The organism is Paenibacillus sp. FSL K6-2393 (assembly GCF_038002545.1).
In the GTDB taxonomy this organism is placed as follows: domain Bacteria; phylum Bacillota; class Bacilli; order Paenibacillales; family Paenibacillaceae; genus Paenibacillus.
The window spans coordinates 1,648,063-1,659,997 of sequence record NZ_JBBOCU010000001.1 but is presented as its reverse complement, the minus strand read 5'-3'; the positions used below and the strand labels follow the sequence as shown (position 1 = coordinate 1,659,997).

Below are 11,935 nucleotides of genomic sequence, written 5' to 3'. Positions count from 1 at the left end.
TCAACTTCATGAATTTTCCCATTCACTCTCCTGCCTCTCTTCGTTATTGATTTGCTTGGTTGCCGGGAGCTCTCGCATCAACGGATGAATGATGGTCACACTAGTTCCTTCACCTTCCTGGCTCTCCAGCATAATACCGTATTCATCACCAAAGGACAGCCGGAGACGGGCCTGCACATTCAACATTCCATAACTTTTGCCTGTCATCCCAGGCGAAGACGCTTCCAAACTTGCTAGAGGAGCTTCGAGCAGATGCTGCATCTCGGCCAGTCGTTCGTTGGACATGCCTGCTCCATTATCCTGAACGGTCAGCAGCAGTCTGTTATGTTCCAATCTGGCCTCCACCCGAATGTGTCCCGGCCCACGCCTGCCCTTGATTCCATGATAGATTGCATTCTCTATCAGGGGCTGAAGCAGTAGCTTTAACACAAAAAGGTCCCGCAGTTCCTCTGGAATATTCAATGTATACTGAAGACGATCGCGGTATCGTGTCTGCTGAATTTGCAGATAGCTGGTCATATGCTCAAGCTCGGAGTCCAGTGGAATGTAATCCTGTCCTTTACTAAGCCCTATGCGAAATAATCGAGATAACGCGCCAACCATGCCGGACACATCTTCTGCACCCTCTTTGCGTGCCATCCAATGAATCGTATCCAAGGTATTGTACAAAAAGTGTGGTTTGATATGCTCCTGCAAACTTCGCATTTCAGCGTCGCGCTTCTGCCGCTCCCGCAATTCATTTAGTGATATCAGTTGTCTAATCTGTGCCAGCATTCGGTTATAACTGTTGCCAAGCATGCCAATCTCGTCAGCGCGATCGCTCCAGCGGCCTGGTCTGAGATTGCCGGTCTCCGCCCTGCGCATATAGGACATGAGCCGGAAAATGGGCTGAGCAATAGAACGGGAGAACCATAAAGAGGCGCTCAGGCCAAACAAACACACCACAAATACAAAGCTAACCACATAAAACTGGATCTGGCGCACTTCCGAGATCGAGTCTCTTGTGGGAAATACCCCTACCGTTCTCCAACCCGTAAAGGTAGACGACTGGTACATGAATAATAACGTTCCACCTTCTGTATCGGCGGTAAACGTTCCACTCTCACCGGAGGGGAACCAGTCTGTGGGAATGTGTTCTATTAGCGGATGCTCAGGCTTGTATACACTTTGACCCTCTGCATCCGTCACCATCACATAACCGGATTTCCCCAAGGTTACATTACGGGCAGCCTGAGAGACGGACCTTAGTTTAAGATCAATCATAATAACGCCCCGCACACGTCCTGACGCCTCATCCGTTATGGAACGTGCAACCGATACAATCTCATCGTCCTTGTACCGTACATGTGTCGTGAGATTACGCTCTTTTGGCTGACCCAATACCATGAAAATGCCCGGATTGGCCGAAGCTTTTTGATACCATTTTTCCTGGATCAGGCTCTGTTCCGCCCGGGGATACATCTCGTTGCTAATATAGTCACCACTTCCATTGACAAGAACAATCCCGGCGATTTCAGGATACAACGTTGTGAACCCCTGCAAGGTTTGTTTGATGCCATATAACCGATTTTGCTCCGTTTCGGCATTGGTGTCCATGGTCATCGGTTCGATGCCTGCATCATCATTCAGTGGCACTTTGTCGTTCATAAAAGCATCAATATCCGGGTCAAATGCAATCAGATAGGTCATGTTCTGCAAATTCTCCATTTTGCTGTTCAGAGCTTCATTCACTTTGCCAATCAGTTGCATGGTATGCCCTTCAACCTGTCGCTCAACTACCCGCTCCACCGTCCAGTTCACAAGCAACCCAAGTCCTACGGAAGGTACAATGGCGAATAATAGAAAAAGCAGCATCAGCTGGTAGCGAAGGGGCATATTACGCAAGCGTAAACGCCGAATCCCGTTCCTGAAAGTGGAGAGAATTGCTCTCCTGCTCCAAGGCCTTGGACTCTTGAAATCTCCCTTGTTATTTGGCATAGTAATCATCCACATCCGAGCGTGTCACCACAGAGATCCCTGTGTCCACCATCACGGGAAGCGGTGCATTTTCACCGGATGAGGATGGGGCCGGAACCGTTAACTGGTGATGCAGATGGAACAAATATTGGAGTGACCAATATCCCATATTCCAGGTTCCCTGTGCAATGGTAGCTGAGATCGTACCATTCTTGATCATGTCCAATGTATCCTTATTCGTATCAAACGAAATAATCTGCAATGGATGTCTGTCCCCGGCAGTCTGAACGGCTTCCCCCGCTCCTGCTCCTCCGGTAGCTTCAGTCACAAAAATACCCGCCAGCTCCGGATGTTCCTTCATCATTCTCAGTGTTTCGTCTCTGGATACCATCGCATCACCGTGTCCGTCTGCAACTTCAACGACCTGCATGGAAGGGTATCTTTCCTTGATCGTATCGCGGAAGCCCTTTGTGCGCTCTTCATGATTTTGTTGTCCTGGCGAGGTTACAACCGCGACCTTTCCCTCACGACCCAGCAGTTCAGCCATTTTATCGGCGGCCATTACACCCGACTTGTAATTATCTGTCCCAAGAAAAGTATAGGCCTGACTGCCAGGTGCATCCGCGTCAAATAATACAACAGGGATATCTGCGTCGATTGCCTTGTTAATCGCTGGAACTAGCGATTGCGGATCGATTGCAGATATGGCAATACCCGCAGGTTTACGAGCGATGGCCTGCTCAATTACCATGGTCTGCTCCTTCGCGTCATACCGGGTAGCTCCGCGATATTCTACGGTCACACCAAGTGCATCCGCGGCATCCTCGAAACCTTTGAGCGGGCTCTTCCAATACTCCAGCCCGGACTGGAATGTAATCATGATATACGTCTCTCCGATATCGCCGCGCAGCCCCCGGTCCTCCCATGAACTGTTTACCTGACTGGTGTATTCGAATCTCAACACATACAATGCAAAGGCTGAGATTAGTAAAATGTATACCAGCAGTATTTTTTTCATTCCGTTCACTTCCTCAAGTGGTCTGATCACCTTGTACATCGTCTAAATTGTAAACGCAATCATTCAAAAAGAAAACCACCCCTTATTTTTTAAAAACAAGCGCATGCTGTTAATGGTGTATCTGCTGCAATAATGTACTATATGGTTTCTCCCTCTGGACGTATGATCATGGAACTAGACTACAACCAGAGGAGAGCATCATCATTATGAATCTTGCATCTTTTTTAATCTACTGCATCGTTGTTACATTCACCCCCGGCCCCAGCAATATCGTAATTCTTTCTTCTACACAAATCGTTGGCGCACGAAAAACAATGCGTTATGTCTGGGGAGCTACACTGGCATTTGGTCTGTTGCTTACCGCATCAGCTTTTCTTAATCAACTTCTTGCTGGCGTGTTGCCCGGAATTCTGAAAGTGATGCAGATCGTCGGCGGTCTGTACATGGTGTATCTGGCGTACCAGATCTACAAGATGGGTACCACCGAGGATGCACCGAAACAAGTTACCGGATTCTGGAACGGTTTCATCATGCAATTTGTGAATCCAAAGGTGGTCTTGTTTACTTTCACGGTCATTCCAAGCTATGTATTGCCCTTTTATCAAAGTTCCTTCTCATCGTTTCTGTTTGTGCTGCTCATTACGTTCATTGGTTTTCTGGCTTATTCCAGTTGGGTTGTTTTTGGCACGGTTTTCAGAACGCTGCTGAATCGCCACCAAAAATTACTGAGTATTCTCATGGCACTTTTTTTGTTATACTCAGCCATTATAGTATCCGGATTGATCTAAAGCTTGGGAGGTGTGCTGCATGGAACGGTTTAACTATAAAAAGTCGCAAGACGTGCTGGCACTATCCGCCAGCTTTACTGATTTTGCATACAAAAAACATTGCCACGAAGAGTATGCGGTTGGCGTAACCCTGCGCGGCATTCAACAATACAACCTGGACGGACAATATCAGGCGTCTCACCAAAATGGTGTCATGTTATTCAACCGTGAACAGTCCCATGATGGAAGCTCCTACGATAAGGCTGGCATTGATTATGTGATGCTGTATTTGAAGGCGGATTTGGTTGAGGAGATTATAGGCAAAAAGGAATTGCGTTTTGGAAGTCCCATCGTCTATGATCCCGAGCTTGCACGTAGCATTCTGATGCTGAACGATGCCGTTCAACTCAGACAGGACGAAGCCGAGTGCAGCGAACGGGTCTTCGATCTCGTCCACCTTCTGGCTCAGAAGGAGATGGATACCAAGCTCTGGTTGCCTCAGGACAACCTGGTCCGCAAAGCCAAGGAAATCATGTTTTGCAGTACCGAAGATGTACTCAAGCTGGACAATCTGAGCTCCGAATTTGGCATGTCCAAGTTTCAATTTATCCGTGAGTTTAAGGCACACGCAGGCATATCCCCTTACCAGTTTTTCTTAAACTGCAAGGTGGAGCGTGCCCGTCAATCCATCGAAATGCAGAAGGACGTCTATGCTGCTGTTGCCGATTGCGGATTCGTGGATCTGACCCATCTGAATAGGCATTTCAAACGGGTATTTGGCGTCACAGCTTATGAATACATGTTGCAGCTAAACTAGTTTCATAAGATCGATAGTCCCTGCTCCAATTGGATACAATTTTGACGCCAATCCTGAAAATCCCCGTATAGAACGTTAATGTACCTTAACACTCTGTACGGGGATTAGTTTCTTTTTTTGTCATACAAACCTTATGTTATACAATCCAACTTTCAAATTTCATTAGACCTGCAATCAGATTCTTTTCTTTCGTTTCCATATCCACACGATTGCCAACGCTGCCAATAAAATGACTCCACCGTATAAAATAAGCAGGTAATATTCACTTCGCCCATCATTTGTTTCTCCAAAATCTTCTTTACTTACAACCTTGCCCGCGCCAAGCAATTTCAGATCGTCCCCGGCTTGTTCAACAGGAACATTGCCACTGCACAGATTCGTATGCAGCCTGTTGTCTCGTTCATCCAGACTGGCAAAGATCAGGTAGGACTGATTCTTTTCAAATTGAATGCCACAGGAGTCAGACCCACCGTCCTTCCCCACAATTTTCATCTTTTTGGCACTGACTCCCTTCCATGCAGAATCTACATCAAAGGTATACTCTCTTACGCCATTATACCGGTATAGCTGCGATCCGCCTTTCTTCACTACTTTTCCTGTAAATACCGTGGTATACGTTTCCAATCTCTTTTGAACATCACTCTCGACACAACTGCAAGCATACACTTTCTCTCCGGGAAATAGAGCTAACCCAGACGTAACCAACAGTAAGATCAACATGCACATCACCAACCATCGTTTCATTCCGACTGCTCCCCTCCTACATTCTCTGCTTAAATAAGCGTTGTTAAGGTTACATATTTTTATTGCTGCTATATTTATTGTAAAATTATAGCATAATATAAATATCGTTATGTCCGACATACGCAAGGACACAACATACGAAATCAACGATCACGGAGGAACTCAACATTTGATGCACAACTGGAAAAAGAATATTTCATTCTCGCTGCTCGTTGCAGTGTTATGCATGATCGCCTTTATAAGCATCGCCCTGTCCATCAGCGACAACCAGATTCATCGATTTGATGATACGCTGATCGGCTGGATTCAGGGGTTGGAATCCCCTGGTATGACACAATTCATGCACCTTTTTACCTGGATCGGCAGCGAAATGCCAGTGGTCTTCATTACCATCATCGCCATGATTGTGTTATACGTTTACCTGCGACACAAACGCGAACTGCTCTTCCTGGCTTGTGTGCTCGCAGGTTCAACCCTGTTAAATGCATTGCTCAAGCTGGTATTCCAGCGTGCCAGACCTACCATTAACCGGATCATTGAAGTGAGTGGTTACAGCTTCCCCAGTGGGCATTCCATGGCAGCATTTAGCCTGTACGGTGGACTGGCATTTCTAATCTGGAAACATGTACCCACCGTCACCGGACGTGTGCTGATGATTGTGGCCAGCGCCGTATTTATACTGACCATTGGTATAAGTCGTATCTACTTGGGGGTCCATTATCCAAGTGATATCGTAGGCGGATACTTCTTGAGTGGTTGCTGGCTCTCCACATGCATATGGTTTTATCGGCGGCATTTGGAGCGCATGTCGCAACTGCAAAGCAGAAGGCTAGCCTAGGCGGCCCGCTATTGTACTACACAAAGAAATACCCGGCTTTCCTTAACTGAAGGATAGCCGGGTATTTTTATATTCATATATAGTAGTCCTGAACTCGTTCAGGATACATGGATCCGCTTGTCCCATTTAAGCGAATAGACGGATCAGTTTTTTTACACCAATTTATAACTCTTCACCATTGGATTCGATGACTTTTTTGTACCAGTGGAAACTCTTCTTCGGTGTTCTGCTTAAGTCTCCGTTACCGTCGTTGTCCTTGTTGACATGAATGAAGCCATAACGCTTCTTCATCTCTCCAGTGGATGCACTAACCAGGTCGATACATCCCCACATGGTGTAGGCAATCAGATCTACGCCGTCAGCTACCGCTTCTTTCATCTGCTCAATGTGACCTTTCAAATAATCAATGCGATAGTCATCTTGAATGGTGCCGTCTTCCTCTACCACATCGACAGCACCCAGACCGTTCTCAACCACCATCAATGGAATCTGATAACGATCATACAGATGATTCAGTGTGTAACGCAGTCCTTTTGGATCAATCTGCCAACCCCAGTCGGAAGCTTCGAGATATGGATTTTTGATACCGCCCAGCAGATTACCTTCTGCTCTCTCGAGGGACTCGTCCGCACTTTCAACCAAAGACATATAATAACTGAAGGAATAGAAGTCTACGCAGCCTTCACGCAGGGTCTGTTCGTCTCCCGGTTGCATCTCAATTTGGATACCTTCTTCGGCGAAGAAACGTTTGGCGAATCCAGGATATGCTCCACGAACCTGTACATCACCGCAGATCATATTGGAGATTTGGTCTTTCTTCTGTGCAAGCAACATGTCGTCCGGGTTACATGTGTTTGGATAGGTTGTCATGAAAGCAACCATACAGCCGATCTGGAAATCAGGGTTAATCTCATGTCCCAGCTTCACCGCTTTGGCACTCGCAATGAATTGGTGATGTAATGCCTGGAAACGAGTCTGTGGATCATCCACTCCGTCGACCAGTGTCTCTTTACCTTCAAACAGAATACCTGCAGCCATATAAGCACCCATCGGCATCGTCAGACAGTTGATTTCGTTGAACGTCAGCCAGTATTTGACCTGATCCTTGTATCGATTAAAGAGGGTTGTACAATAACGGATATAACAGTCGATGACTTCACGGGAAGCCCAGCCATTATACTTCTGTGTCAGACCAAATGGTGTTTCATAATGGGAGATCGTTACGAGCGGCTCAATATTGTACTTTTTCAACTCGGCAAAAACATTATCGTAGAACTGCAATCCCTCTTCGTTTGGCTCCAGATCGTAACCGTTCGGATAGATTCGGGACCAGTTGATGGACATGCGGAACATTTTGAAGCCCATCTCTGCCATCATGGCAATATCTTCTTTGTAATGACCGTAAAAATCAACCGCTTCATGGCTCGGATAATACGTGCCCTCTTCCAGTACAGGCGTAATCCGGCGTGGAATCGTGTGGGTTCCTCCTGTCATCATGTCAGACGTGCTTGGCCCCTTGCCACCCTGGTTCCATCCACCTTCGAATTGATTGGCAGCCGTAGCGCCACCCCAGTAAAATCCTTCTTTCATTGTCATGACCAGTTCCTCCTTCATATCTCAACAAGACTATATAACCAGTGTACCATCCATACCCTGACACCTATTGTCATGGTATAATCAGAGCATGGAAAATAACCGACTATTTCGAATGTTGCTGTTGTTATTGGAGAAAAAGAAAGCCACTGCACCCGAACTCGCCCGTATGTTCGAGATTTCTGTACGTACGGTGTACCGCGATATCGACCGGCTGAGCGCTGCGGGCATCCCTGTCTATACCACGACCGGCAAGCATGGCGGGATCCATCTGATGGACAACTATGTCATGGACAAGTCCCTGTTGTCGGAAGAAGACCAGAACGAAATTTTGATGGGACTATACAGCATCAGTGCGATCCCACACCTTAATAGTGCTCATATGCTGCAACGGCTGACCGCCCTGTTTGATCACAAGCTGGATTGGATCGAATTCAATTTCTCACCATGGGGCAGCATCCCCCTGCAAGAGAGAGAACTGTTCAATCAGGTGAAACAAGCCATATTAACGAATCAACTGATTACGTTTCATTATGTTAATTCGGATGGTGAGAAGAGCATTCCAACCGTGGAGCCACAGAAACTTATATTCAAAAACAGTACATGGTACTTCAAAGGATATATCCATGATGACCCTGATCGGAGAGAATTCGAGACATTTAAGATGAAACGGATCACCCAATTGACTTTTCTAACGAGAAAACACGATCACCCTGTTGATGCGGGGTCAACCCACCCTGAATCAGAGATAGCTCCAGCCCTGACTCCTTTGACACTCTCGTTTTCCAGCACCATTGCATACCGAGTACATGATTTTTTCGAACCGTCCCTCATTAAAAAAGAGCCTGATGGCAGGCTCCGTGTGTCTCTCGAACTGAATGTAGGGGAATGGCTCTACTCCTTCCTGCTGTCATTTGGTTCCGAGCTGACCGTAATCGATCCTGTTCATGTAGGACAGGAATTGCTCAGACGTCATATCAAAGCCGTTGAACATTTGCAGAACGTCATGAACAAACTTCCCAACAATGAATGATATAATATAGGCCTATACAACTTTTGATCACAGCTGACTCTCCGTCATCCATCTGACCCAAGGAGGTTTATTCATGCAAGACATTAGACGCAACAATGTGGAACGTTTCAAAGGTTTTGGTACGTTATACGATCAGAACCGACCAGCCGCTCCCACTGAAGTCGTGGATATTCTAACGACATATCTTGGCAGCACACCGCGTATGGTCGCAGATGTTGGCTGTGGCACCGGCTTATCCTCGTGGATCTGGCTTAATGAGGCAGAACGCATTATCGGCTTTGAACCCAGCGATGACATGAGGTCTGTAGCAGAATCCAAGTGGAAATCTGCCGGGAAGCCGGATAACCTGCGGTTTGTGTCCGGCTTGTCTCACGACCTCGGACTACCAGATGGCAGTGTTGATGTGCTTACCTGCTCCCAATCATTCCACTGGATGGAGCCGCAACCCACACTACGCGAGTTTGCACGTGTACTTCGCACAGGGGGCATATTTGCAGCCTACGATTGCGACTGGCCACCAATGTTAGACTGGCAGTTAGAACAAGCCTATCTGCAGCTGAATCAAGAAGCAGATCAACGAGCAGCCAGTCTGGCTCCCCAGGATAGCCAGGCACATAAATGGAGCAAGGATGGGCATTTGCAGCAGATTCAGGAGTCCGGTCTGTTCCGATATGTGCGGGAAATCGTGTTTCATCACCACGAGACATTCACTGCCGATCGATACGTCAATCTCGCCCTAAGCCAAGGCGGGCTGCAAACGGCGTTGAAGCTTGGGGCGGATGATTTATTAACAGCTGCTGACGAGTTCAGAACGCTGGCTAATCGTGTATTTAACGGAGAATCAAGAAAAGTACTCTTTTCTTATCGCATGCGCCTTGGTATTGTCTGAAAGTAGTCCGTTGCTTGCATCTCTCGTACATACCAAATGCAATAGGGAGGACCTACACGTCATAAACATGATCTGTAGGTCCTCCTTTTGTCTACATCATCAGGAGGAGAACAAGTCACTTAATTGTCGCTCCTGTACATTCAATGCCAACACCAATTTTGTTGGGTCTTGTCTTGAATAAATGACGTTAATGATATGACCTTGCTGCACCTGGGGCAGCGCAGATGACAAAATCTCTTTTTGCGTTGTCACATTGAAGGTTTCACCGTTCGTCTTTGTTATGCTGAGTTTGAGCTGAAGCTTGATCTTATTACTGCCTCCACTCCCAAGTGGAGTGACATCAAGGATCTTGGCCATCGCTTTTTCCCCTGTTCTTGCAATGTCTATCATTTCAGGTGATACCCCTTGCTGTACCATCTTTTCATCCAACAATTGCTGCATATCCTCCTGTGATAATTGCCCCTTCATATCAAGCCCTACCTTGCGCTCATCCTTTACGGAGACCACTAACGGAATAAAACTGCCCGGCTGAAACTGTGCCATGGATGTCAGCGGAATGACGGCTTTCATCTCGGTATCGTATTTCTCACGCCCCTTACGCGACACCGTCAGACCCAATCGAACCTCAGGCTGTTCATTAATATACGTACCTGTCTGTTGTATAGTTTTAATGACCCCAACTGCTGGTAAACCTGTCTTCACTCGACCTACGCCAAAAATATTGCTCAAAATCGCAGGAACAAAGATCAGTGCAAACCCGGCAAAGATTGCCGGAGTATACCACCATGCCTGCATAATCATAAATGGATCGTTCCACAGCTGCTGTGCCAGAAATGGGGAGAACCCCACTCCGAACACCGTTAATACGCCAATCAATCTCAGGAAACCTACCATATGACCCACCCTCTCTTAATCCTTCTCTTAATATCTCTATCAAAAGCTTTAATAATATATCTATTAATCGTTGTTATACGCATTATTTAAATAGAGTATCGCTGTCTATAACCACATATCTTCTAGATGGATATTAACCCCATGTAGATCAGTTCGGACGGATTCGCTGGATTCTGGCCCAATCCCACCCGATCTCCAACTCGTGGAATCTGCATTTTGGACACCAATGTCTCCAATGTTCGCTGATACTGGTTGCCATTCGTTTCTGTCACATCCAACACAAGCACAACAATCGGATCAAAATTGATCAGTTTGCCTGTATCGGTGATTGTCACCACCATAGCCGTAGCTGTTAAAGGCAGAGAACCACTCGCTGCCAACTGTGCCTGCTTCGCCGAATCTAGACTTTGGTTGATGGCCTCCCGATGTTCTTTCGATACAAAGCCTTTCATCATCATGCCAGTGAGTCCTTTATTCATCATTTTATCCGCTTTAGCAATCGCATCTTCCTGTTTGTTCTTTTTACCGAACCATCCCATAATAAACACCTCATTTGTTTTATTTGATTATAGTTAAATTATAAACACCGCGGCTTGTCCTTGAATACCCTTCTGGCGGCATACAAAAAAAACGAAAAATCCGGCAATTGAATTACCGGATAATCGTTTCTTTGGTAAGGAAGTATGCTAATTCCGCAAAAAAAGATCTGCTAATCCGATCTTCATTTCACGATTGACGGCCATATTTTGTGCCAAGTGCTTTGGCAATGCACAAAATCATGCCAAAACAGCGGGATTTAACCCATAAGTTTTCCAAAACACACACTTTTTCAACCTTTTCACTGAGTGAGCTGTTCCCCTAGAATCAGCCCCTACCGCTGAAACGTTTGATCGCTTCCTCGGTCACTGGCTGGAAGAGGTTAATGAGATTGCCATCAGGATCACGGAACAGCACAGCACGATTCCCCCACGGCATCGTGGTCGGTTCCTTTACCCACTCGTCCACAAACGGCTGCAAACGCTCGTATTCGGCATCGACATCGTGAACGCGGAACTCGAGGATGACAGTGTGATTGTCGGCCGCCACTGCAGAACCAACGCCAAACAGTGGCACCGTCTGGGAGTGGCCAATCGCCAGGGTGCACGATGGCAAAACAAGTTCGGCAAAGACAGGCGCGGGGCGTACCGCCGAAACACCCATGACTTTCTCATAAAACTCGACAAGACGATCCACGTCGTCGGTAATAATTCGTACAGAAGCAAAAAACATAAAATAACATCCTTCCTGTTAATGATAAAGTACCCTATCATTTTTTGGGCCAGAATCGGCCTTCCATCCCTTTATGTTTACTTCATTGATGATAAAATAACGCTACTGACAACGGTA

The 11,935-nt window shown here is 46.6% G+C and carries 12 protein-coding genes; 5 read left to right on the top strand and 7 right to left on the bottom strand.

The genetic code is table 11. The features are described from left to right. Positions 1-6: 6 nt before the first annotated feature. The gene (locus MHI14_RS07225; protein ID WP_133385834.1) at positions 7-1,875 is read right to left on the bottom strand and encodes a cache domain-containing sensor histidine kinase; all 1,869 of its coding nucleotides are present in this window, start codon (positions 1,873-1,875) and stop codon (positions 7-9) included. Positions 1,876-1,966: 91 nt separating this feature from the next. Further along, entirely contained in the window at positions 1,967-2,974 is a 1,008-nt protein-coding gene (locus MHI14_RS07220; RefSeq protein ID WP_133385835.1) for a substrate-binding domain-containing protein, read from the bottom strand. 206 nt (positions 2,975-3,180) lie between these two features. Here MHI14_RS07220 and MHI14_RS07215 point away from each other — a divergent pair, with 206 nt between their 5' ends. Both MHI14_RS07215 and MHI14_RS07210 read left to right on the top strand, forming a co-directional pair. Further along, complete coding sequence (locus MHI14_RS07215) at positions 3,181-3,762, top strand: LysE family translocator (protein WP_091020334.1); 582 nt, start codon at positions 3,181-3,183, stop codon at positions 3,760-3,762. Positions 3,763-3,781: 19 nt separating this feature from the next. Then, on the top strand, positions 3,782-4,558 hold the full coding sequence (locus tag MHI14_RS07210) for an AraC family transcriptional regulator (protein ID WP_133385836.1): 777 nt from the start codon (positions 3,782-3,784) through the stop codon (positions 4,556-4,558). A 174-nt stretch (positions 4,559-4,732) separates the two neighbouring features. Here MHI14_RS07210 and MHI14_RS07205 read toward each other — a convergent pair whose 3' ends face one another. Beyond that, positions 4,733-5,302, bottom strand: coding sequence for a hypothetical protein (locus MHI14_RS07205; RefSeq protein WP_165980252.1), 570 nt, complete (start codon positions 5,300-5,302; stop codon positions 4,733-4,735). Between the two features lie 172 nt (positions 5,303-5,474). Between MHI14_RS07205 and MHI14_RS07200 the strand changes: the two genes are divergently transcribed. Further along, complete coding sequence (locus tag MHI14_RS07200; RefSeq protein WP_133386037.1) at positions 5,475-6,140, top strand: phosphatase PAP2 family protein; 666 nt, start codon at positions 5,475-5,477, stop codon at positions 6,138-6,140. Positions 6,141-6,302: 162 nt separating this feature from the next. Here MHI14_RS07200 and MHI14_RS07195 read toward each other — a convergent pair whose 3' ends face one another. After that, entirely contained in the window at positions 6,303-7,736 is a 1,434-nt protein-coding gene (locus MHI14_RS07195; RefSeq protein WP_133385838.1) for a glycoside hydrolase family 1 protein, read from the bottom strand. A 112-nt stretch (positions 7,737-7,848) separates the two neighbouring features. Here MHI14_RS07195 and MHI14_RS07190 point away from each other — a divergent pair, with 112 nt between their 5' ends. Next, the gene (locus tag MHI14_RS07190; protein WP_341130075.1) at positions 7,849-8,766 is read left to right on the top strand and encodes a helix-turn-helix transcriptional regulator; all 918 of its coding nucleotides are present in this window, start codon (positions 7,849-7,851) and stop codon (positions 8,764-8,766) included. A 73-nt stretch (positions 8,767-8,839) separates the two neighbouring features. After that, positions 8,840-9,655 carry a class I SAM-dependent methyltransferase gene (locus tag MHI14_RS07185; RefSeq protein WP_341130074.1) on the top strand — a complete coding sequence of 272 codons (816 nt, stop codon included), beginning with the start codon at positions 8,840-8,842 and terminating at the stop codon, positions 9,653-9,655. Positions 9,656-9,754: 99 nt separating this feature from the next. On the opposite strand, the gene MHI14_RS07180 is transcribed toward MHI14_RS07185, so the two are convergent. The 3 genes from MHI14_RS07180 to MHI14_RS07170 form a co-directional block, all read right to left on the bottom strand. Continuing rightward, positions 9,755-10,549 carry a hypothetical protein gene (locus MHI14_RS07180; RefSeq protein ID WP_289392867.1) on the bottom strand — a complete coding sequence of 265 codons (795 nt, stop codon included), beginning with the start codon at positions 10,547-10,549 and terminating at the stop codon, positions 9,755-9,757. Between the two features lie 122 nt (positions 10,550-10,671). Further along, positions 10,672-11,088 (bottom strand): hypothetical protein, encoded by a 417-nt coding sequence (locus MHI14_RS07175; protein WP_341130073.1) that lies wholly within the window; start codon positions 11,086-11,088, stop codon positions 10,672-10,674. A gap of 325 nt (positions 11,089-11,413) precedes the next feature. Continuing rightward, a complete protein-coding gene (locus MHI14_RS07170; protein ID WP_145150094.1) occupies positions 11,414-11,818 on the bottom strand; it encodes a VOC family protein in 405 nt (134 codons plus the stop codon). Between the last annotated feature and the right edge of the window lie 117 nt (positions 11,819-11,935).